Below are 21,383 nucleotides of genomic sequence, written 5' to 3'. Positions count from 1 at the left end.
AGTTAAAAAAACGAGGTGCCTTATTACAGGTACCTCGTTCTTTTTTATTATTTATTGACTGTGTTAAAGGTTAATGTTGACTTTGGCACTCTGTTGATTGGAGTGGAAGGAACGAAGACTCCTGCGGGAATACGGGGCAGGGGAGACCCCGCAGGAGCAAAGCGACGAGGAGGCTCCCCGGCACGCCCGCGGAAAGCGAAGTGCCTGGAACGGAAATCAACAGACTAGTTTAACACAGCCTATTTATTAAAAATCTATGAACAAAGTCGTAAGTTTTTATTAATACATAGTTATTAATTAGTAATTTAAAGAAGAGCGAGTATAATTGTAATTATAAGCCAAAATAAACGGTAGCAATCTTTCGGAAAGTGAGGAATGGTGTAAAGTGGGTTACTATGATGATCAATCACAAAACCGCTTCAGGGAACAGAAAGGAAATAGAGGCGGAGTCTTCCTTGCCAGTGTTGTTGGGGCGATCCTTGGAGCCATTCTTGTTATTATTTCTATTCCTGCCCTATCAAATCGCGGGATTCTTCCCTATCAAATTGAAACAAATCAAAACAATGCCGTAGAATCAACTAATAATAATAATCAGAATCAAAATTTCACTCAAAAACAGATTTCCTATGATGTGAACACAAACACAACGAAAGCAGTTGATAAGGCTGCTGATGCCGTTGTCGGAATTAATAACATCCAGTCATCAAACTTTTGGACAGATGATGAAGCGGCCTCAGAGGAAGAAGCAGCCGGAACAGGATCAGGTGTGGTCTATAAAAAAGCAGGAGGAAAGGCTTACGTTGTCACGAATCACCATGTGGTTGAAGGAGCAACTAAGCTAGAAGTAAGCTTTAGCGATGGGACAAAGATTCCAGCTAAACTGCTCGGCAGTGATGTTTGGACGGATTTAGCGGTGCTTGAGGTTGATGCAGCCAAGATTAAAAAGGTGGCTGAGTTTGGTGATTCGGATAGTTTAAAAATGGGAGAACCGGTCATCGCGATCGGAAATCCGCTTGGTGCGACCTTCTCAGGGTCCGTCACACAAGGAATCATCTCTGGGCTGAAGCGGACGATTCCTGTTGATATTAATCAAGATGGGGTCATTGACTGGAATGCAGAAGTACTGCAAACAGATGCCGCAATCAATCCTGGTAACAGCGGCGGGGCATTGATTAATATTGCAGGACAGCTTGTTGGAATTAACTCCATGAAGATTGCCCAAAATGCTGTAGAAGGAATTGGTTTATCGATTCCTATTAACTCAGCACGGCCGATCATTGATGACCTTGAAAGGTTTGGATCTGTTAAGCGTCCTTACATGGGCGTCGATTTAAAATCAGTCGCTGAAATTCCTGCCTACTACCAAGAAGAAGCGTTGAAATTACCTCGAGATATCAATTATGGGGTTGCCTTAAGACAAGTTGTACCGAATTCTCCAGCGGCGCAAGCTGGTTTACAAGAATTAGATGTTATTGTCGAGATGGATGGGGAAAAGATTAATGACGTCATTGATCTTCGGAAACATTTGTACCAGAAAAAGAAAATTGGTGAACAGTTAAAGATTAAATTTTACCGCGATGGGAAGGTGAAGCAAACGACTTTAACCTTATCAGGAGATACAACCCAATAATGTTCGATAAAAAACAGGAAGGTGAACAAGTCACCTCCCTGTTTTTTTTGTGGTATTATGTATAAGTTATTGAGGGATCTTGTATGACAGTTGATTATCGTGCAAACAATAATATTAAATAATAAGCGTAAGAAAGGTTGACGGATGAAAATGATTTATAGCTGTGAGGAACATGTGGATATTGCCTTAGATGATATTGTGGATCAATTTGAGACATTTCCAGTTTTATCGAAAATAGATGGGGATAACTTATCAACACACTGTGAATATTGTCAAAATCAAGCTACATATGTTGTGGCGAACAAGTGATTCCATACAAGATGTGGATAAAAATTGTGAATATGTGGATAACTTCTGTGGATATCTTGTTTGTAAACTGTTTGTAATCAAGTTGAAAAGGGCTGTGGATTGTGAATATCTCCATTATTACGGTTGGCAAATTAAAAGAGAAATATTTAAAGCAGGGTATTGAGGAATATTTAAAACGGCTGACGGCTTATGCAAAGGTCGACGTGATTGAAGTTCCTGATGAAAAAGCACCAGAAGTATTAAGTGAGCTGGAAATGGTGCAAGTAAAGCAAAAAGAAGGCGAACGAATTTTAGCAAAGATTAGCCAAGATACATATGTCATTGCACTAGCGATTCAAGGAAAATTAGGATCATCGGAAGAACTAGCGGATTCACTAGATAAGCTTGCAACCTATGGAAAAAGTAAAATCGCTTTCGTGATTGGCGGATCGCTGGGGTTGAGTGAGGAAGTAATCAAACGGTCGAATGAACAGCTTTCCTTTTCACGGATGACCTTCCCCCACCAACTGATGAGGCTCATACTCGTTGAGCAGATTTATCGAGCGTTTCGGATTAATCGGGGTGAACCTTACCATAAGTAAATGAGGTTTTTTAAATCTAAATTTTTTGTCCTTTCATTTTTTGATAAGATAAAATGAAAAAGCCCGGCCACAAACAATTTGTGATCCGGGCTTTTCAACAGGTAATTTTCTATTAGTCTATGACTGAATATATTACTTGTGTAGAGTACATATGGTTATCCTTCCTTTACTATTCATTTGGAATGATTTGCTTATATAAACAAAAGGGTTTGGTCTGCCAAGCTCTTTTTGTATTCTTTGATAAAATGAGCGCAACTTAATTTATTTTTTAAAACAAATTGTTAACTATAATTAATGTCAGGTTGACAATTTGTTTTGAAATTGAATATAATCAAAATTGAATTAATTACATATTTACTTTGAGGAGAATGTAGAAATGAAACTTAAAGAAATTACCTTTGTAGCAGTGTTTGCTGCTGTCATGGGTGCTCTAGGTATCGTTCCGCCTATTACTCTTTCGTTTACACCCGTACCTATTACATTGCAAACACTAGGTGTTCTTCTTGCCGGGGGAGTATTAGGGGCAAGATTAGGAGCAATGAGCCAAACTGTCTTTTTACTGCTAGTTGCTGTTGGAGTACCACTTTTATCGGGAGGTCGAGGCGGTTTAAGTGTATTTGTTGGACCGAGTGTTGGTTATTTAATTTCTTGGCCAATTACAGCATTCGTTATTGGATATCTTTTATCACGTATAGCAAATTTAAAACTACACCATGTTTTATTTATTAATCTGACAGTTGGAATCCTGCTTATCTATTTAATTGGTATCCCTGTTCAAGCATTGATCATGCACATTTCAGGATTAAATGCTGTAAAATTAAGTTTAGTTTACCTTCCTGGGGATGTGTTAAAAGCTGTACTAGCTTCGATTTTAGTATACAGACTAAGAAAGCACCCCGTTTTTTCAAGATCACTAGCAACGAGCTACTCTAATCATGTAACTAAAAATATTTAAATCTAAAGAGACACCTTGATGTGTCTTTTTTTATAGAGGTGATAATGATGGGCAATATAACTGAATCGTATGAAACTTCCGCTAAAATTTCCCCCAACAAAATAGCCATCCATACTAATCATCAACAAATCAATTATCAAAAATGGAGTGAATTGGTCAATCAAACGGCAAATTGGCTTTACTCACTACATTCAGAAAATAAAACAATAGGAATCCTTCTGCCTAATGGGCTCCCTTTCCTGCAACTCTTTGCAGGTGCATCCAAGGCTGGTTGGATTGCGGTTCCCTATGATTTGAAATGGAAAACAACTGAATTAGAAAAGAGAATAAAACTTTTCAATCCTTCGATCATTGTCACAACAAGAGAAATTTACTATCAGATTAAATATATGATTCCAAATGTAATGAGTTTGGATGACAGTTTACGGGAAATCTCCCGGTTTGAAGCGACCATCATTAGGTATACTCAAGAAAATTTGCCTTTTTATATGGGCTTCACTTCTGGCACAACCGGAAATCCAAAAGCATTTGTTCGTTCCCAGGATTCATGGATGGCAAGTTTTGATTGTAACCGTTTTGATTTCGAAATAAATGAATCGGATCATGTTTTAATTCCTGGAGCCTTAATACATTCTCACTTTCTTTATGGAGCTATTAGCACTTTGTATTTAGGGGGAACCGTTTATCTATTAGACAAATTTTCCCCTATTGAAGGGCATTCATGGATACAATCTTATCCCATTACAACGATGTATGTCGTTCCAGTAATGGTAGAAGCATTTCTTAAACAAGGAATTCAAATCAATAAGTCTATAAAACTCCTTTCATCGGGTGCAAAGTGGTCTGAAAGATCGAAATTGGAAATCTATCATATTTTTCCAAATATAACCATGTATGAGTTTTATGGAGCCAGCGAATTGAGCTTCATTACCGTACTTTCTGATCGAGATGGTATGCAAAAGGCAGCAACCGTAGGGAAGCCTTGTTACGGCGTAGAGGTGCAAATACGGCTGCCAGATCATGTCTTAGCAAAGCCCAATGAGGTTGGAAAGATCTATGTAAGAAGTGGACTGATAATAAATGGATACATGGATCATGATGGAAGGACCGTTCATTCGATTCAGGATGAAGAGGGATGGGCTACGGTCCATGATATGGGCTATTTTGACGAAGATGGTTATTTATATATTTCAGGCCGTGAGCAAACTATGATTTTATATGGAGGAATCAATATTTTTCCTGAAGAAATAGAGAAAGTGATTTCCTTACATCCGGATGTCGAGGAAGTTGCTGTAATTGGTCTGCCAGATTCATATTGGGGTCAGGTTGTGGCTGCGGCAGTGAAAGGAAAGGGCAGCCCATTAGAGTTAAAAAGACTTTGTAAGAAGTATTTGTCTTCTTATAAAATTCCTCGCAAATGGTTTTTTCTATCTGAAATCCCATATACAACAAGCGGAAAGATTGCTCGTGCTGAGCTAATAAAACAAATGGAAAGCAAGGTGACCAGTGATTAAAAGAGCAGTAATTGTCCATGCGAAACGTACACCAATTGGAAAAATGAGTGGAATTTTACGGGATATTCAGCCACATGAGCTTGCAGTTCCTCTTCTCCAGCATTTAGCGAATGGATTAGAAGAAAAGATTGATGACATTATTTTGGGGAATGTTGTTGGGCCCGGTGGAAACGTAGCCCGGTTTGCTGCATTAGAAGCAGGATTACCTCTCTCTGTAACGGGACTTACCATTGACCGTCAATGCAGTGCAGGGTTAGAAGCGATTCGAATGGCATGTTACTATATCCAAGGTGGAGCTGGCCGTTGTTACATTGCTGGTGGTGTAGAAAGCACGAGCACCTCTCCGTTTCCATCAAGAGCGAGATTTTCTCCTGAAAAAATTGGCGACCCCGATATGGGAGTTGCCGCTGAATATGTGGCAGAAAAATATGCTATTTCAAAAGAAATGCAGGATGAATATGCACTATTAAGTTACAAGCGTAGCTGGGAGGCGAATGAAAAAGGGTATTTTACTCAGGAGATCATTCCGATTGGGGATTACCATCAGGATGAAGAACTATTTAGGAAAAGAAAGCTGGAAGTACTATTAAAAAGGGCGAAGCCCATATTTAAAAGGAACGGTACGGTTACAGCAGCGAACAGTTGCGGTATTCATGACGGAGCTTCAGCCGTTCTTGTCATGGAAGAAAGTATAGCATTAAATAATGGTTTCCAGCCTATCCTGCGATTTTTGGATAGTGAAATCTCAGGTGTCCATCCCAATTATCCCGGGGCAGCCCCTATTCCGGCTATTCAAGCCTTATTAAAAAGAAACCGGTTAACCATTGCGGATATTAATTTAATTGAAATAAACGAAGCCTTCTCTTCGAAGATAGTCGCTTCTATGAAAGAACTGTCTATTCCTTGTGACAAAATAAATGTTCGCGGAGGAGCTTTAACGTTAGGACATCCTTATGGAGCTTCGGGAAGTATCTTGATAACGAGGCTTTTCTACGAAGTCCAAAGACGAGAGAATGTCAAATATGTACTAGCGGCAATAGGCAGCGGTGGAGGAATAGGATCAGCAGTCCTATTCGAGGTGGCCATATGAAAACGAAGGAGTATGAAATTATTTTTACCAAAGAAGATGTACAGCAATTTGTCCAATTGATTGGTGAGCAAAATTCTATCTATCAGAATCCTGAGGGGGCAAAAGACGATGGTTCCGAAACGATTCTTCTTCCTCCAACCATGCCAATGATGGCTTATAAATGGCTTGAAACCCCTTTGGAGCTTCAACAGCCTATTATTCATCGAAAACAGAAATGTATCCAACATCAAAGAATGTATATGGATGAGATCTATAGAGCGATTGTTGAAGTCACAAATCCATTTCAACGTCAAAAGCTTACTTTTATTAAACAAACTCTCTATTTATATCGTAATGATGGACAACTTTGTTTTGAGGGAGTATCGGATTTGATTTTGGGAGGTTTGACATGAAAAAGCTTGCCTATAAAATTACCGAAGAAGAGGTTGAACGATATGCGGTAGTTTTAGGTGATAACAATCCCATTCATTTAGATATAGAAGCGGCGAAACAACAAGGATTTTCTAATAAAATTGTCCAGGGAATGTTAACAGCGGCTAAAGTGTTATGGATGGTTTCGAACGAAATTCTCACTCCTCAAGAGTGGGTGTGTCAGCATGAATTTACATTTACCTCACCCGTTTATTTGGGAGATCAAATAACTCTGACGATCAAACAAATGGAGCATAAAATCAGAGTAGAAGGAAAATGCGGGGGAAAAGTAGTCATAAAAGGATGGTTGATAGTAACCAGATGAAATCCTCGGTGATCATAAAAAACAAATGACAAGTCGTGCGAACATATAGCATCGCACGATTTGTTTCGTAATGGAAAAATAAAAGTTACATAGCCTTGTTCTTAATAAGATGAATCTCATTTTGATGCGTTATGGTGAACCTTACCATAAATAGAGGCAGTTTTTATATAGCTAAATAATGTATCTTATGACTATATAAACAACCACGCTCTTTAGGAGTTTGGGGGTTGTTTATATGGTCATTTTTATATTTTTATTTTACGTTTCTCGTAAAATAGGAAGGGTGCAACAACGGAAGGAACCGCCAGATTTAATGATTTCTGTGATATCCACCTCAATAACTTCAAATCCCCGGTTACGAAGCTGTTTGTTTACCTTCCTATTGACCGGCAGACTAAATACTCGTTTGTTGCCTATACTTAATACATTTGTGCCCAATTGAAATTGTTCTTCATGCGAAACTTCAATTAATTCATAGCGTGAAGCAAAAAACTCGATGTTTTTTTTCGTTAAGGCATTTGGGTAAATAAGGGCCACTTCAGGTGAAACGACATTAAATATACAATCTAAATGCAGGTATTTATCTTTAAATGGGATGGTAATGACATTGAATTGAGTCAACAGACTCTGTAAATGTTCAGCTGCTTTTTGGTCTGTCCGATTGCTGAGCCCCACGTAAATTGTTTCTCGATCAATCACAACATCTCCGCCTTCAATTCGTTCCTCGTATAAATTATAATAAGAGATTTCTTCATCCTCCAGCCATTGTTTTAAAACGTTTTCCTCCCCTGCACGAACATCTGTTGCCATATTGGCAACAAAGATTGTTTGCCCTAGTGTAAAACCAATATCCCGAGTAAATACTTGTTCAGGATATTTTTTATGGTAAGGCAATAAAATAACTTCGATACCATGTTTCTTTAGTGTTTTGACAAATTCACCGTGCTGTTCGAGCGCACGTTCAATATGGATACCTTCATTTTTAAAATGCTCTTGCGTTTCATTAATTACTTCGCGGATTGTCATATATTGAGGCTGACAAAGGATTACTCGTCTTAATACATCGTATTCACTCATGCAAAAAGTCTTGTTGTTTGTTATTGGGCTTTCTGTCATTTTTTCGCCCTCCTGTATTCTCTCTTTAATCTAGGTTTTCCTAAACGTTCGTTATTATTTACAAACGAACAGTAGGAAAATCTCTTTCACAATAGAATCTTTGATGAAAGGATTTTTTTGTTCAATAATTTAACTGATGGGAAAGAGAATAATAGCAAAAAAACCGCCAGTTTAATGGTGCGGTGAACCGTACCATAAATAGAGGCAATTTAAAATATGGTTCAACTTTCGAAAAAGGCAAAGCTAAAAAGGCAAGAGCATGTCCGAAGTTGTGGGAACTTCGGACAAGGAAGAGTCCAAAAAGGCAAGAGTATGTCCGAAGTCGTGAGAACTTCGGACAAGGAAGAGCCAAAACGGTAAGAGTATGTCCGAAGCTGTGGGAACTTCGGACAAGGAAGAGCCAAAAAGGCAAGAGTATGTCCGAAGCTGTGGGAACTTCGGACAAGGAAGAGTCCAAAAAGGCAAGAGGATGTCCGAAGTCGTGGGAACTTCGGACAAGGAAGAGCCAAAAAGGCAAGAGCATGTCCGAAGTAGAGGGAACTTCGGACAAGGAAGAGCCAAAAAAGCAAGAGCATGTCCGAAATCGTAGGAACTTCGGACAAGAAAGGTCCAAAAAAGAAAAGTCCCTATCCGAAGTCGAGCAAACTTTGGACAGGGTAAAGCTAAAAAGGTGTAATTATGTCGGAAAAAATACCAATCTTCCATCAGAACAAACATTATATATAATAGGAATCACTTGTTTTTCCAAAGGACGTAAAGTTCTTCTTTAATATCCTGTAAAATGTCTTTTTTGTTAAATCGACGCTGCACCACTCATAAATGTTTGTAGTAGTTATCTTTCTTTCAGGAAATAGCAACTGAAACTCCTTCACATTTCGGAGAATAGCATCTTCAACCGTTTCATGGCCTCCACACTTTTCGCAAACGAACAAATGGTTCTGTAAAGAAACCAAAAAGGAACTACAAAATTTACAATAAATTTTCTTTTTTAGCTGTTCATATTGATAGTTTGGTACCTGTGTAAATGGGTTTTTAGTTTGATGTAAGGAAATTAATTGTTGGGCCAATTTTTTGTGATCATCATTCAATTTTGATGATGTATCATTTATACTTTTTAAAAACCGGTTCACCTGATTGGGAAGAATAATAGGGTGGTCCACTTGCGCGTTGTATAAAGTAAATTCGGGGTTAATAAAAACAAGTGTGGCTTCAACGAGGTAATTAAGCTTGAGGTCTTGGAGCAGCTGACGGAATTGTGATGCACATTTATTTAATTGACCAATTGGATTTTTATATTCTCTACCGGTTTTAACGAGGAAAAATCTGTCCCCTTCCAAGCAAAAATCTCCTTCAAAATTTTTCACATCCAACAGACGAATGACTTCTTGCGAAACTAGCGTTGTATCAATCTGAAAATAGGAATTATTAACTTTAAGCAGCAAGTCATTGATGGTATATCTTTCTTCTTGAAGAAGATTTTCTGCCATTCTATCGAATTTCACCTCCCCCTCATAACCCTTTTCCAGGTTGAAATAATGAAACTTTTCTTCTTGAGTTAACAGCATCCGTATGTTTAAAGATCGCATTTTCAATAATTCATCTGATTCTGTTCTGCTTTTAAGTATCATAGGCCACTTCCTTTCTAAGCTTATTTTATATAAAAATTTGACAGGTGAGTGTGAATTTTCCGTTAAATATTGCCAGGTTGCGAATGCATCAAACCCTTCATAATGGACTCCCTTTTCCTTCCAGCTAAAAAGCCTGTAGACTAGTCTACAGGCTTTTTGGTTCAATTATTAAATAATTTTTGAATCACAAGATGTGTTAGATTCGGTACTATTTCAAACGAGTAGGTCATTTCCAGTCTTTCAAGTTTCTTGTGAGCATCTAAACCATAAGGACCGATATTGATTACTGGTACATTGATATCGCGAATATCTTGATAGTCTACAAAGAGTTTCGTACCCCAGCCAGGGTTATTGTTTGATTCGGCATTAATACCGGCTTCATCATCACTAAGAGCAACAAAACTCATATCAGAGATATAAGGGAAAAAGTTACGTGTTACAATCGGATATTGATAGTGTGGTTGGAGTTCTTCCACAGCTTCATCCAATGAAGTAATTAAGGCAAGCTCGTCTGATGTTTTACCTGTCAATTCAATTCGTGGAGAGTACAGGGATGAGTAAAACAGAATAATGGCTGGATTTTTATCCTTCATCCATTTCCAGGCTTCCTCTACCACCTTTGCCGCAAACATGCGCGTATCTAGTTCCGTATTTTTTAAAAGCTTTTCTTTAAATTGACTCATATGTGCTGTGAACAGCTCTCCGTTCTCATCGACCAATAATTGTTCCATTTCTTCGAACGTCATCACTCTAGGCTTCCAAGGATGTTGTACATATGGTTCGCCGCTCAATTTGCTGTATTGTTTATATCTTACTTCAAAGGAGGTCAGGGCATTTGTAAAAGCAATCATAGCTTGTTCCCTTAATTTTTCAAGCACGTCCTTTGGAGACCAGGAGTGAATAAAGAAATTATAGTAAACATAGGCAGCTAAGGCAGTTTGAACTGTATAAGACGGCTTCAAATCCGTTTGTTTTAACGAAACAGGCGGCACAGTCGTCTCACCAAACGCTTCGTTACATAGCTCCGGATTGTAATTGATTTGCCTGGTCAGCTCGGCTGCAATAAAGTTTGGATCGAGTCCCTCAAAGGCTGAGCCTACATGCGTTTCCGCTCCTGTAATAAAGAACGATGGCAGCAGCTTTCCGACGGTCCCCTTGTAGATATAGCGATTTTCGTCGCCTTCATATCTTGGTGAAACAAAATCCGCATTAATTGCGGCTACATAGTTAAAATTATGTTCTTTTTTCCAGCGTTTCAATGTTTTCAAAGCTGAAAGAACACCGTGTGAACTGTCCTCTTCGTCACATTCCGATAAGAGGACAATGTTTCCGTCTAATTCTTCAGGATGCAGAGAATAATAGTTTAAGAGATATAAGTGACTGGCAACCCCGCTTTTCATATCAAGGACGCCGCGGCCAAATAACCAATCCCCCGAATTTAAATGTGCTTTAGCAGCAGCTGGAAGCTGTTCACTTTTCAGTGATTCCATAAGTTCCTCTGGGAAGCAAGCCTGGTCTTTTAAGTGATTAAAATCATCAATCCCAACCGTGTCAATATGCCCCATCAAAATCACCGTACGGTTGCTATTTCCTTTTGTTCCTTTAACAAAAGCAAGAACATTATAACGCTCTTGATCATCGTTGAGCGTTTGTTCTAAAACTAGGTGGCTGGGGTTTTGTGAAAAATAGGGCATAGAAGAAATCATAGAATATAAAGACTGAGCAATGACTTTTTCGCCATTGGTATTAACAACACTTTCAATGTTTACGAGCTGTTTCGTGAATGTCAGCACATCCTCACGACATTGCAACATACGCCTGACCTTCTTTTCTAGTAAATTGGTATTTTAAAAAAATGTATCTCAGAAGATAAAGCCCGTCAAGTCTTTTAATTTGGATACAAATTCCATTAAAATTATTATTGAAAATGTTAGAATATTTATATATACTAAAAATTGTTTCGTTGAACTAAATATAAATCCTCATCTTTAAGCATTAGATGAGGTAGAGGTCGCGATTGTTATTAGTATCCTATTGGAGATTCAGTGAAATCTATGAAAATAGGAAAAAGGATCAATCGCCGAAGCTTCTGAAATCACTTCTTTCAGAAAGCTGGGTCTGCACTCGAATAGAGGCAGAACTGTCACAGTTCCTTGGAATTGTGGAGAACTATCTTCACCAATGCTAATCGATGAGGGTGTGTAGAACACCGTCATATTCACATTGACGGTGTTTTTTATTAAACAGGGGGGCATATTTATGAAAAAGTTTGCATTTTTATTAGCAGCAGCAATGATGTTGATTTTATCTGCTTGCGGAACAGAGAAGAGTGATGGAGCAGAAAAGGCATCAAAAGCAAGTGGCTCTAAGCATGAGTTAGTAAAAGAAGGCGCGTTAACATTTTCCATGACAGGACAATATCCACCGTTAAACTTTAAGAAGGACGGTAAATTGACTGGATTTGATGTTGAAATTGGAACAGAAATTGCTAAGAGAATTGGGCTTGAAGCAAACCCTGTAACAAATCCATGGGAAACAATTATCCAAGGATTGAAGGCAAACAAATATGATGCAATTATCGGAAGTATGACTGCTACACCTGAGCGTGATAAGCAAGTTGATTTCACCAATCCATATTATCTATCTGGTGCACAGATTTTTGTAGCGGAAGGCAATTCCGATATTCAATCAAAAGAGGATTTAAAAGGGAAAAAAATTGGCGTCATTCAGGCTAGTACTTGGAAAGACATGGCCGATGAATTATCTGATCAAGTCAAAGGCTATCCAACAGACGTCAATGCACTTCAAGATTTAGCGCTTGGCCGTTTAGATGCCGTGATCACTGATAAAATTGTCGGTGTGAGTGCAAAAAATGAAAAAGGCTTAAAAATTAAAGAAATTGGCGATTTATTGAATGAAGACCGTGTAAGTGTAGCGGTTGCTGAAGGAAACAAAGAGCTTGCTGATAAAATCAACGAGGCCATCCAATCGATGATTGACGATGGTACGTATGAAAAAATCAGTATGAAATGGTTTAATACCAACATTATGGAAAAGTAAGATGGGATAGAAAAATTTTAGTGTAAGCACCTAATGTGGGTGCTTGCACTATTCAACGAAGGAGGTACGCATCATGATATTTATTGAAAATATTATCAGTATTTTTAGTGAACATGGAATTGCTTTTTTGAAAGCTTCTTGGATGACAATCGCTATAACGGCCATCTCGCTATTATTTGCGATGGTGATCGGCATAATTTTCGCAGGCTTTAAGATTTCCACTAGTAAAATACTAAATCGTATAGCCGATATCTATATAGGTATTATTCGTGGAACGCCTCTCATTGTTCAGATCATGTTCCTTTATTATGGACTTGCCAATATCGTGAACCTGGACAGTTTCACGGCAGGGGCTCTGGCATTAGGTGTTCATACGGGTGCCTACATTGCGGAAATTTTTAGAGGAGCCGTGCAATCAATTGATCGCGGACAGATGGAAGCGGCTAGGTCACTCGGAATGCCTTATTCTCTTGCGATGAGGAGAATTATTTTCCCACAGGCTTTCAAAAGAGCAATTCCGTCTTTAGCCAATCAGTTTATTATTGGCTTAAAAGATTCTTCCCTTGTTGCCTATATTGCCGTGACTGACCTATATAACACGGCTCTTAGTGTCCAAGGTGAAAACTATATGCCTTTTGAAACGTACTTTGTTGTAGGAGTCTATTATTTGATTATCGTTCTGATTTTCACATGGGTTGCTAATCGGATTGAAAAGAAAATGGATGTCAGTAAACCTAAGGAGGGCGTAATGGCATGATTGAAATTAGCAATCTTTCAAAATCCTTTGGTAAGCTTGAGGTATTAAAAAATATTAACTTAAGTGTAGACGAGAAAGAGGTAGTTGTTCTGATCGGTGCCAGTGGCTCTGGTAAAAGTACTCTGCTTCGCTGCCTCAATTTTTTAGAAGTGGCAGAGCGCGGTGACATTATCATCAATTCTGAAAAAATAGATCTAGCAAAAACAAACTTAAATAAAGTAAGAGAAAAGGTAGGAATGGTGTTTCAGCATTTCAATCTTTTCCCCCATAAAACAGTAATAGAAAATATTATTGAAGCACCGATTTTTGTAAGAAAAGAAACAAAGGAAGCAGCAAGTTCAAAAGCAATGGCCCTTCTTAAAAAGGTAGGCTTAGAGGATAAAGCCAACTACTATCCTGAACAATTATCCGGCGGGCAAAAGCAGCGGGTAGCGATCGCGAGAGCATTAGCCATGGAACCCAAAGTGATGCTTTTTGATGAGCCGACTTCAGCATTGGATCCTGAGCTTGTTGGTGAAGTACTGCAGGTAATGAAGGATCTGGCACGTGACGGGATGACGATGGTGATTGTGACACATGAAATGGGATTTGCGAAAGAAGTGGCTGACCGAGTCATTATGCTTGCAGACGGAAATATTATTGAAGAAGGACATCCAAATGATATCTTTGTCAATCCAAAACATGAACGTACTAAAAGGTTTTTGAACCAAATATTATAGACTGGAAGAAAACCTGCCTTTGGAGTATTCAAGGTAGGTTTTATTTCATAGTAAGGTTTCCATTCTTAAACATGCCACCGCTTATTTTTTGAAATTAGAGCCTATTTCTCAAGTTGATTGTCTTCCCATGGTCTAAAGGAAAACGGAATTCCAGCCATTTTAGCCGTTAATTCATCATAGGAAACTAAATCCTTTTTTGACAACTCTTTTAAAGATCGTTTTCCAATTGCTCTTAATGCCATTTTCATTTCTTCTACACTAGCCGTTAAGAATTTTTCGGCTGTTTTTTCCCCTTCTTTGGTTTTAAATTGATCCTTGAACTTGCCATCATACCATATAGCTTGTGTAGGAGGCTCAAATGGGAGGGCATTCAATACTTGATCATGAGCGAGAGCAAACAACATAGCAGAGCCTAAATATACAGCATCAGCTCCGAGTGCAAGCACTTTTAAAAAATGACCGGGTACTAAAAGTCCTCCTGAAACAATTAAACTAATCTTTCCCTTCATCTTTGATTTTTCTAAATGTTTCACAGCTCTAACTACTGCATGTAATGTTGGGATTCCAAAGTCATCGAATAATATAGGCGGTGCACCGTGCATGGCTGCTTGACCGCCGTCTATGGCTATAAAATCAATTCCCATAAAGATTAAATGATCAATATCTTCTTCGATTTTTCCACCTGCGCCAATTTTGACTCCTATAGGAACACCACCTGATCTTACGCGAAGCTCCTCCACAAGTAGTTTTAAGTCTACTAGCGTTTGATTTTCATAAAAGTTTTCATAAATGACCGCTTCCTCATTTTCCTTAAGCCCCATGACATCGCGGGCACGACCTGTTAAATTTTGTGGTGGAATTTTTTTCCCCATTCCCGCTAATGCACCCTGGCCTAATTTAATTTCTATCATGTCCGCACGATGTAATAAATGTTCTTCCTTTGCCCAGTCTGTTTTAGAAAATTGTAAAATATACTTTCCGGCAGCGTCTAATTCTTCGGGTAAGATTCCACCTTGCCCTGAATTAATCGCCGTTCCAGTCTTTTTAGCTGCTTTTGCTAAAGATAGCCTTGCTTGTTCACTAAGTGATATTCCGTAACCCATGCCACTAATCAAAAGAGGAATTTTTATATTCATTGGTCTTTTTGCCTTTGGCCCAATGGTAACAGATATATCTACATCCTCCTCACCATTGACCGGAAATGGTGAGGTCTGTGCAGGGATAAAGGTAATGGGATCCAAATTCGGCCATTTTTTAGAAGAGCCGCCAAGAGGACGATCCAAGACGGCCCCTGTTTCTGCCCGAAGGCTATTTTCTAGCATATTCTGAATGCCCATATGTCTTAGTCCCGGCATCAACTCCATCACATTTTCTTGATAACTGTCAGATAAAATAATTTTTCCGGCCTTTTTCACTATGAGTTTCATCATCCAGCGCCAGCATATGAGCATGAAGACCAACACGATAAATAATAGGGTCACCATTGTAAAAGTCAGATAAAATAATATGTTCAGCATAGTCATTTCTCCAATATTCGTACAGTAGATAGGGATAGGCTTATTATGATGGTAAATGTCCTTGTTTTTCTTCCCATGGTTCAAAGGAAAACGGAATTCCAACCATTTTGGCGGTCAATTCATCATAGGAAACCAAATCCTTTTTCGATAACTCCTTTAATGATCGTTTTCCCATTGCTCTTAATGCCATTTTTATTTCTTCAATACTTGCTGTTAGAAATTTCTCTGCCGATTTTACTCCCTCTTCAATCTTAAATTGATCCTTGAATTTCCCTTGATTCCAAACAACTTGAGTGGGTGGTTCAAATGGAAGGGCATTTAATGATTGAGGGTGTGAGACGGTAAATAACATAGCTGATCCTACATAGACTGCATCTGCTCCGAGGGCGAGCACTTTTAAAAAATGGCCGGGTACTAGCAGCCCGCCAGAGGCAATTAAACTAATTTTTCCCTTCATGCCTCTCTTTTCTAAATGATTAGCAGCCCTTACAATCGCATGCAGAGTTGGGATTCCAACGTCATCTGATAAAATAGGGGCGGCACCTAGTGTTGCTGCTTGTCCTCCATCAACCGCAATATAATCAACACCTATGTAGATTAAATGATCAATATCTTCTTCAATTTTTCCGCCAGCCCCTATTTTTGCACCAATGGGGACACCGCCTGTAATTCTCCGAAGCTCATCAGCAAGTTCTTTCAAATCATCCAGCGTTTGGTCTTCAACAAAATTATCATAAATCACGGCATCTTCATTTTCCTCTAAACCCATCAGTTCACGGGCCCGGCCCGTTAAATTTTTGGGAGAAATTTTCCCGCCTGTCCCAAATAGTGCCCCCTGTCCCAGCTTAATTTCAATCATATCGGCCCGCTTAATTAAATCATCTTCCTTTGCCCAGTTTGTTTTGGAGAACTGTAAAATATATTTTCCGCCTATATTTATTTCTTCAGGTAAGACTGCCCCTTCACCGGAATTAATAGCGGTTCCCACATTATTAGCAGCATTAGCTAAGGAGAGTCTCACTTCCTCACTGAGAGCGATTCCATAGGCCATTCCGCTGATCATTAACGGGATTTTTATTTTCATTGGTTTTTTTGCATTTGGACCGATGGTTACCTGCACATCTACATCTTCTTCGCCATCAATTGGAAATGGTGTTGTTTGGGCAGGGATAAAAGTGATCGGATCTAAATGCGGCCATTTTTTTGAAGATCCCATCGGGCGGTGAAGGACGTCGCCTGTTTCTGCCCGCAGGCTATTTTCAAGCATATTTTGAATGCCCATATGCCTGAGTCCCGGCATCAACTCCATCACATTTTCTTGATAACTGTCAGATAAAATAATTTTTCCCATATGCTTCACCATCAGTTTCATGAACCAACGCCATCCCAAAAGCATGAATATAAAAGTGGTAAAAATAATTGCTACCATTCCAAAAGTTAAATAATAAAGGATAATCTCCATAGTTATTGCTCCATATTCCACATAGTTAGTAATAAAACCAATTAGTCTTATTATAGTCAAAAAAAGGAAAATATTATAAATCAAGATAGTATTTTTAAAATCGTATTAAATTATCAAATTACTCCAAACTATATACATATAAAAACAGGGGGATTATTGGATGAATATAATGAATGATATTGGTCATCGAACTTGGCCATTACCATCAAAATACTGGATTATGCAGCAATCTTGGAGAAATTTATTATTTTTACATTGGCCAATTCCACTTAATTTACTACGGCCGCATATTCCTTCTTCTTTACAAATTGATACTTTTAATGGCTCCGCATGGTTAGGTGTCATTGTATTTGTTTTAGAGGGAATCTTTCCTCGTGGATTATCATCTATTTCCCTTACACCTAAATTTCCAGAAATAAATGTGAGGACATATGTTATAAACGATGGAAAACCCGGTATTTATTTTTTATCTATTGATGTTGAGAACTGGGCCTCATTAAAGATTGCAAAAAGATGGTTTCATTTACCCTATTATCCGGCTCAAATTTCTTTTCGAAAAGAAGGACAATCCTTTCATTTTCATACCAGTCGAAATGGTAATTTTAAGACTCCTATATCATTTAAGGGGAATTACGTTCCGGTATCGGAGGTTTATTTTCCAAAGGAGGGAACCCTAGATCATTGGCTCACTGAGCGGTATTGCCTCTATAGTTCAAATAATGGAGCCAACGTTTATTGCGGTGAAATACACCATCTGCCTTGGCCCTTGCAAAAAGCAGAAATACAGATTGTCGAGAATACCCTTTTTTCTCCACTTCATTTTGAACTTTCTCAAGTTAATCCGATTGCTCATTTCTCCACTGGGGTTGATTCGTTAGTGTGGAATATTAAGAAAAAACGAATCTAGTAAAACAAAAGAAAAGTGGAGAAAGTATTAATTTATGTATATTTTGGTTGATCAAGTTAGATTATATATTTATGGAAATTATTTCTGTAAAATATCATTTCGAGGGTGGAACTCAATGGTTAAGTATAAAGCGAAAGTCGCATTCTCGTTAGCCACATTACTTCTTCCTTGGCTAACCGTTCCTTTTATGGGGAAAAAAAGTTTTTTTAGGTTTTTACCTGTAGCAAGTTTTGTCAATTTAGTTTTAAGTGTATTTAATCTAATTTGTTATAGGAAAAAATGGTGGGTTACGAAAAATCCTATCTCTCCTGGTCCTATCGATTTTACATATATATTGGGTCCTTATTTTGTAGCAACACTTTGGATTTTTAAATTAACATTTGGCAATTTTCCCAAGTACTTACTTACAAATATGGTATTGGATATCATTAATGCCTTTCCTTTACCTTACATAGGAAAAAAATTCGGAATTGTCAAGTTTATAAAGATGAAACATTCTACTTGGTATTTTATTTGTGTATTCTTAGCAATCATTATTTATGGCTTTCAGTACGTTGTAGAACAATCAATTAAGAAGGCAGGAAATTATTCCGGAAGAAGGCATGGGGATTTAGAAAACAGATAAAAAAAGGACAAGTGGTTAGAAGGTCAATTAACAACTAACGACTTGTCCTATTTTAAATATTTTAAGCTGCTTCCTGCTGGAAACAAGGATCATTGAAGTAAACAACTTCAGATAGGATTTTACTGCCCTTCATATTTTTAAGAGCCTCTCTTGCTGCATCTTCAGTTTCATATTCAAACATAGAAATATTTGAATCTAAATAACGAGTGATTATCCACATAAAAAATTCCTCCTATTTTTGAAAATCATTTCTGTCCTACAGACAGACTTCTTGGCTAAAAGATTATAAGCTATGTTTAACCTCAAGGATGATTTAGCATGATGAAATCCGCACTCTAAAAATTAAAAAAGTAATCTTTCATTTGCTCATACCAATGATAATTCAATAATGGAAAAAAATAAAATGATATAAAATTATAGTTACAAATAAAAATAACTTATATGGTAAAAATTGGGTATTCACTCAAAAAAGTGCCTGTCACCACCCGCATTTTGTAGGATTCAACGACAATATGCGGGGAGTGACAGGCACTATTGTTTATTCTTAAAGTGCTGATTTATAGACTTACAAGTTTCGATAAGGGCAGCCGCTAGCTTTTCTTCATTCCCATAAAAGCGAGTAGATGGAAGCGGAATGGAGACAGCACTTAAATTTCCCATGCTGTCATTTATAGACGCACCTACTGCACAAATCCCCTCAATGTGCTCTTCCTTTGTAAATGCAAATCCTTGTTTACGAACCACTTCTAATTCCTTTAACAGTACATCACGACTCGTAATGGTATTAACAGTATAATCCTGCAGGTGCTCCGGTAACAGTTTAGCCACTTCATCTATAGGCATGGAGGCGAGTATGGCTTTTCCGTTTGCCGTGCAATGCAGGGGGAAAGATGCACCGGGTTGGGAGGTTGCTTGCAATGGATGCGGAGCAATAATTTGATCGACAAAAAGCACCTTACCGTTATCCAAAACGGATAAATCTACCGTTTCATTGACTTGCTGCGATAGTTTTACCAAAAATGGCCGGATTTCTTCTCTTAAATCACTATGGACAGCGGAAGCAAGCATGGCAATCTCAGGCCCAAGCCGGTAACCGCCATTAATAGAAGCTGCCGCCACGAATCTCTCCTGTTCTAGTGTCATAACAATTCTTTGGACCGTTGACCTGGCCATGCCTACTTCTTTTGAAATTTGCGATAAGCTCATTCCTTTTGGATGTACTCTAAGAGTCCTCAATATTTTAGCCGCACGAGAGATCACCTGAACATTAAATGATTTAGTTTGTTCTTGATTATCGTTGTTCATAGGTATGTACTCCTCCACCATTTTCTTCATTTTATACTAACAGCTGAAAGTATCAAAAGTGTGTTATCTATTGACAAATGATTTAAACATTCATTATTATGAAATTAACCATTATGTGATACAAGCGTACCACAATGTGGTTAATTAGTGAATTCACTATTCGCAAAATTAATGAAAAATCCAAATGAATTTCTTTATATAAACGGTTAAACAATACGTCAAAAATCGATGAGGGATTTAGATGAGTTTAGTTAAAATTGGTGTAATCGGGATTGGAAATATGGGGAGTTTACATGTTCAAATGTTGACAAGCGGCCAAATTAAAGGAGCGGCATTAACGGCAGTTTGCAGCAGTAATGAAAGCCGAATAGCATGGGTTAAAGAAAATATAAATGAAAATGTAAAAATTTTTAAAGAGGAAGAAGAGTTTTTCAATGAATCGGAAATCGATGCTGTCCTTATTGCAACACCGCATTACAGTCATCCGGAATTAGCCAAAAGGGCCTTTGCAAAGGGGAAGCATGTCCTTATCGAAAAACCGGCGGGCGTCTATACCAAAAATGTACTGGAAATGAATGCTGCAGCGAAAACTTATGGGAAAAAGTTTGGCATTATGTATAATCAAAGGGCAAATCCGCTTTATCAAAAAATTCGAGACCTTATTCAATCAGGCGAACTAGGGGAATTGAAACGGGTGAATTGGATTATTACGGATATGTATCGCCCACAGAGCTATTATGATTCTAGTAAATGGAGGGCCACATGGAACGGAGAAGGCGGAGGTGTTTTATTAAATCAGGCACTTCACCAAATCGATGTTTTGCAGTGGACAACAGGATATATGCCAAAACGCATTCGTTCAATGAGCGATTCTGGAAAGTATCATGATATTGAAGTGGAGGATGATGTCACTGCATTTTTGGAATATGAAAATGGAGCGACAGGCGTCATTATTGCTTCGACTGGAGAGGCGCCAGGTACAAACCGCTATGAGATTGTCGGAGACCGAGGAAAAATAGTTGTTGAAAATGAGGAGCTTGTTTTTTACCAATTAACACAATCTGAGCGTGAGTTTAATTCTTCCTATAAAGGGGGATTTGGCCAGCCTGATTTCCAAAGAATCGAAATTCCTGTGAAAAGTGATAATGCCAATCATGCAGCCATTATTCAAAACTGGATTGATGCAATTGTTAAGAATTCACCCTTACTTTCACCAGGTGAAGAGGGTGTGAAAGCACTCGAAATTTCAAATGCCATCTATTTATCCTCATGGTTAAACGAAGCGGTAGTATTGCCAAGTGACCCAGACCTTTTTTATGAAAAATTGCAAGGAAAAATCAACAATTCAACATTTGTGAAAAAGCATGTAACTAACACTACATTAGATGTCAGAGGGACACATTAGCAAAGGAAATCAACAATTTATTAAAGTCATTTTCATTTAGCCCTTTAGAGTATTTTTACAATTCTTT

General features: G+C 38.2%; 23 protein-coding genes and 1 riboswitch. Of the genes, 16 read left to right on the top strand and 7 right to left on the bottom strand.

Translation table 11 applies throughout. From position 1 onward, the window contains the following. The first annotated feature begins 54 nt into the window (after window positions 1-54). The 9 genes from FS608_RS30805 to FS608_RS14415 all read left to right on the top strand — a co-directional run bounded on the left by FS608_RS30805 (window position 55) and on the right by FS608_RS14415 (window position 6,815). Window positions 55-228, top strand: a complete 174-nt coding sequence (locus FS608_RS30805) for a hypothetical protein (RefSeq protein WP_222127353.1) — start codon at window positions 55-57, stop codon at window positions 226-228. A 157-nt stretch (window positions 229-385) separates the two neighbouring features. Further along, window positions 386-1,630, top strand: coding sequence for a S1C family serine protease (locus tag FS608_RS14450; protein WP_144552031.1), 1,245 nt, complete (start codon window positions 386-388; stop codon window positions 1,628-1,630). A gap of 144 nt (window positions 1,631-1,774) precedes the next feature. Beyond that, a complete protein-coding gene (locus FS608_RS14445; RefSeq protein ID WP_395947779.1) occupies window positions 1,775-1,939 on the top strand; it encodes a CxxH/CxxC protein in 165 nt (54 codons plus the stop codon). 101 nt (window positions 1,940-2,040) lie between these two features. Then, entirely contained in the window at window positions 2,041-2,520 is a 480-nt protein-coding gene (gene rlmH / locus FS608_RS14440; RefSeq protein WP_144552028.1) for a 23S rRNA (pseudouridine(1915)-N(3))-methyltransferase RlmH, read from the top strand. A 376-nt stretch (window positions 2,521-2,896) separates the two neighbouring features. Beyond that, on the top strand, window positions 2,897-3,475 hold the full coding sequence (locus FS608_RS14435; protein ID WP_144552025.1) for a biotin transporter BioY: 579 nt from the start codon (window positions 2,897-2,899) through the stop codon (window positions 3,473-3,475). A gap of 47 nt (window positions 3,476-3,522) precedes the next feature. Further along, window positions 3,523-4,989, top strand: coding sequence for an AMP-binding protein (locus FS608_RS14430; protein ID WP_144552022.1), 1,467 nt, complete (start codon window positions 3,523-3,525; stop codon window positions 4,987-4,989). After that, window positions 4,985-6,079, top strand: a complete 1,095-nt coding sequence (locus FS608_RS14425; RefSeq protein WP_144552167.1) for an acetyl-CoA C-acyltransferase — start codon at window positions 4,985-4,987, stop codon at window positions 6,077-6,079. Before FS608_RS14430 ends, FS608_RS14425 begins: the two co-directional genes overlap by 5 nt. Continuing rightward, window positions 6,076-6,471 carry an FAS1-like dehydratase domain-containing protein gene (locus FS608_RS14420; protein ID WP_144552019.1) on the top strand — a complete coding sequence of 132 codons (396 nt, stop codon included), beginning with the start codon at window positions 6,076-6,078 and terminating at the stop codon, window positions 6,469-6,471. Before FS608_RS14425 ends, FS608_RS14420 begins: the two co-directional genes overlap by 4 nt. Next, a complete protein-coding gene (locus FS608_RS14415; protein WP_144552016.1) occupies window positions 6,468-6,815 on the top strand; it encodes a MaoC/PaaZ C-terminal domain-containing protein in 348 nt (115 codons plus the stop codon). The genes FS608_RS14420 and FS608_RS14415 overlap by 4 nt, the downstream gene beginning before the upstream one ends. Window positions 6,816-7,073: 258 nt before the next feature. Here the strand turns inward: FS608_RS14415 and FS608_RS14410 are convergent, their stop codons facing one another. Continuing rightward, the gene (locus FS608_RS14410) at window positions 7,074-7,931 is read right to left on the bottom strand and encodes a dimethylarginine dimethylaminohydrolase family protein (RefSeq protein WP_144552013.1); all 858 of its coding nucleotides are present in this window, start codon (window positions 7,929-7,931) and stop codon (window positions 7,074-7,076) included. 182 nt (window positions 7,932-8,113) lie between these two features. Between FS608_RS14410 and FS608_RS30800 the strand changes: the two genes are divergently transcribed. After that, window positions 8,114-8,701 carry a hypothetical protein gene (locus tag FS608_RS30800; RefSeq protein WP_222127352.1) on the top strand — a complete coding sequence of 196 codons (588 nt, stop codon included), beginning with the start codon at window positions 8,114-8,116 and terminating at the stop codon, window positions 8,699-8,701. On the opposite strand, the gene FS608_RS14400 is transcribed toward FS608_RS30800, so the two are convergent. Together FS608_RS14400 and FS608_RS14395 are read right to left on the bottom strand one after the other, a co-directional pair. Then, complete coding sequence (locus FS608_RS14400) at window positions 8,648-9,559, bottom strand: nuclease-related domain-containing protein (protein ID WP_144552008.1); 912 nt, start codon at window positions 9,557-9,559, stop codon at window positions 8,648-8,650. The two genes, FS608_RS30800 and FS608_RS14400, sit on opposite strands and share 54 nt — an antisense overlap. A gap of 161 nt (window positions 9,560-9,720) precedes the next feature. After that, the gene (locus tag FS608_RS14395) at window positions 9,721-11,373 is read right to left on the bottom strand and encodes a M20/M25/M40 family metallo-hydrolase (protein WP_144552005.1); all 1,653 of its coding nucleotides are present in this window, start codon (window positions 11,371-11,373) and stop codon (window positions 9,721-9,723) included. Window positions 11,374-11,556: 183 nt separating this feature from the next. Beyond that, window positions 11,557-11,739, top strand: a riboswitch (Lysine riboswitch). Between the two features lie 79 nt (window positions 11,740-11,818). Between FS608_RS14395 and FS608_RS14390 the strand changes: the two genes are divergently transcribed. From FS608_RS14390 to FS608_RS14380, 3 genes are all read left to right on the top strand, one after another. Further along, window positions 11,819-12,619, top strand: a complete 801-nt coding sequence (locus FS608_RS14390; RefSeq protein WP_144552002.1) for an ABC transporter substrate-binding protein — start codon at window positions 11,819-11,821, stop codon at window positions 12,617-12,619. Window positions 12,620-12,692: 73 nt separating this feature from the next. Then, window positions 12,693-13,376: an amino acid ABC transporter permease gene (locus FS608_RS14385; RefSeq protein ID WP_144551999.1), complete on the top strand. Its 684-nt coding sequence runs from the start codon at window positions 12,693-12,695 to the stop codon at window positions 13,374-13,376. Then, a complete protein-coding gene (locus FS608_RS14380; RefSeq protein WP_144551996.1) occupies window positions 13,373-14,095 on the top strand; it encodes an amino acid ABC transporter ATP-binding protein in 723 nt (240 codons plus the stop codon). The genes FS608_RS14385 and FS608_RS14380 overlap by 4 nt, the downstream gene beginning before the upstream one ends. Window positions 14,096-14,196: 101 nt before the next feature. Here FS608_RS14380 and FS608_RS14375 read toward each other — a convergent pair whose 3' ends face one another. Together FS608_RS14375 and FS608_RS14370 are read right to left on the bottom strand one after the other, a co-directional pair. Continuing rightward, entirely contained in the window at window positions 14,197-15,612 is a 1,416-nt protein-coding gene (locus tag FS608_RS14375; protein WP_144551993.1) for an FMN-binding glutamate synthase family protein, read from the bottom strand. Between the two features lie 43 nt (window positions 15,613-15,655). Further along, window positions 15,656-17,074, bottom strand: coding sequence for an FMN-binding glutamate synthase family protein (locus tag FS608_RS14370; RefSeq protein WP_144551990.1), 1,419 nt, complete (start codon window positions 17,072-17,074; stop codon window positions 15,656-15,658). 160 nt (window positions 17,075-17,234) lie between these two features. Between FS608_RS14370 and FS608_RS14365 the strand changes: the two genes are divergently transcribed. Together FS608_RS14365 and FS608_RS14360 are read left to right on the top strand one after the other, a co-directional pair. Beyond that, entirely contained in the window at window positions 17,235-17,981 is a 747-nt protein-coding gene (locus FS608_RS14365) for a YqjF family protein (RefSeq protein ID WP_144551987.1), read from the top strand. Window positions 17,982-18,096: 115 nt separating this feature from the next. Further along, window positions 18,097-18,606 (top strand): hypothetical protein, encoded by a 510-nt coding sequence (locus tag FS608_RS14360; RefSeq protein ID WP_144551984.1) that lies wholly within the window; start codon window positions 18,097-18,099, stop codon window positions 18,604-18,606. Between the two features lie 61 nt (window positions 18,607-18,667). On the opposite strand, the gene FS608_RS30290 is transcribed toward FS608_RS14360, so the two are convergent. Then, the gene (locus FS608_RS30290) at window positions 18,668-18,826 is read right to left on the bottom strand and encodes a hypothetical protein (RefSeq protein ID WP_186328732.1); all 159 of its coding nucleotides are present in this window, start codon (window positions 18,824-18,826) and stop codon (window positions 18,668-18,670) included. Between the two features lie 311 nt (window positions 18,827-19,137). Beyond that, entirely contained in the window at window positions 19,138-19,911 is a 774-nt protein-coding gene (locus tag FS608_RS14355; RefSeq protein ID WP_144551980.1) for an IclR family transcriptional regulator, read from the bottom strand. Between the two features lie 241 nt (window positions 19,912-20,152). Between FS608_RS14355 and FS608_RS14350 the strand changes: the two genes are divergently transcribed. Next, window positions 20,153-21,316 carry a Gfo/Idh/MocA family protein gene (locus FS608_RS14350; RefSeq protein ID WP_144551977.1) on the top strand — a complete coding sequence of 388 codons (1,164 nt, stop codon included), beginning with the start codon at window positions 20,153-20,155 and terminating at the stop codon, window positions 21,314-21,316. Window positions 21,317-21,383: the final 67 nt, after the last annotated feature.

The organism is Bacillus sp. X1(2014) (assembly GCF_007678255.1).
Note: the sequence above shows the minus strand (reverse complement) of the source record. Positions and strands in the feature narration are given on the sequence as shown.

What these genes read in the sequence shown, in the direction of transcription:
- FS608_RS14435 (WP_144552025.1), top strand. Translation starts at nt 2,897, where the DNA reads ATGAAACTTAAAGAAATTACCTTTGTAGCAGTGTTTGCTGCTGTCATG.
- FS608_RS14390 (WP_144552002.1), top strand. Translation starts at nt 11,819, where the DNA reads ATGAAAAAGTTTGCATTTTTATTAGCAGCAGCAATGATGTTGATTTTA.
- FS608_RS14395 (WP_144552005.1), bottom strand. Translation starts at nt 11,373, where the DNA reads ATGTTGCAATGTCGTGAGGATGTGCTGACATTCACGAAACAGCTCGTA.
- FS608_RS14430 (WP_144552022.1), top strand. Translation starts at nt 3,523, where the DNA reads ATGGGCAATATAACTGAATCGTATGAAACTTCCGCTAAAATTTCCCCC.
- FS608_RS14370 (WP_144551990.1), bottom strand. Translation starts at nt 17,074, where the DNA reads ATGGAGATTATCCTTTATTATTTAACTTTTGGAATGGTAGCAATTATT.
- FS608_RS14410 (WP_144552013.1), bottom strand. Translation starts at nt 7,931, where the DNA reads ATGACAGAAAGCCCAATAACAAACAACAAGACTTTTTGCATGAGTGAA.
- FS608_RS14355 (WP_144551980.1), bottom strand. Translation starts at nt 19,911, where the DNA reads ATGAACAACGATAATCAAGAACAAACTAAATCATTTAATGTTCAGGTG.
- FS608_RS14400 (WP_144552008.1), bottom strand. Translation starts at nt 9,559, where the DNA reads ATGATACTTAAAAGCAGAACAGAATCAGATGAATTATTGAAAATGCGA.
- FS608_RS14385 (WP_144551999.1), top strand. Translation starts at nt 12,693, where the DNA reads ATGATATTTATTGAAAATATTATCAGTATTTTTAGTGAACATGGAATT.
- FS608_RS14445 (WP_395947779.1), top strand. Translation starts at nt 1,775, where the DNA reads ATGAAAATGATTTATAGCTGTGAGGAACATGTGGATATTGCCTTAGAT.
- FS608_RS14380 (WP_144551996.1), top strand. Translation starts at nt 13,373, where the DNA reads ATGATTGAAATTAGCAATCTTTCAAAATCCTTTGGTAAGCTTGAGGTA.
- FS608_RS14375 (WP_144551993.1), bottom strand. Translation starts at nt 15,612, where the DNA reads ATGCTGAACATATTATTTTATCTGACTTTTACAATGGTGACCCTATTA.
- FS608_RS14365 (WP_144551987.1), top strand. Translation starts at nt 17,235, where the DNA reads ATGAATATAATGAATGATATTGGTCATCGAACTTGGCCATTACCATCA.
- FS608_RS14360 (WP_144551984.1), top strand. Translation starts at nt 18,097, where the DNA reads ATGGTTAAGTATAAAGCGAAAGTCGCATTCTCGTTAGCCACATTACTT.
- FS608_RS14420 (WP_144552019.1), top strand. Translation starts at nt 6,076, where the DNA reads ATGAAAACGAAGGAGTATGAAATTATTTTTACCAAAGAAGATGTACAG.
- FS608_RS14350 (WP_144551977.1), top strand. Translation starts at nt 20,153, where the DNA reads ATGAGTTTAGTTAAAATTGGTGTAATCGGGATTGGAAATATGGGGAGT.
- FS608_RS30290 (WP_186328732.1), bottom strand. Translation starts at nt 18,826, where the DNA reads ATGTGGATAATCACTCGTTATTTAGATTCAAATATTTCTATGTTTGAA.
- FS608_RS14415 (WP_144552016.1), top strand. Translation starts at nt 6,468, where the DNA reads ATGAAAAAGCTTGCCTATAAAATTACCGAAGAAGAGGTTGAACGATAT.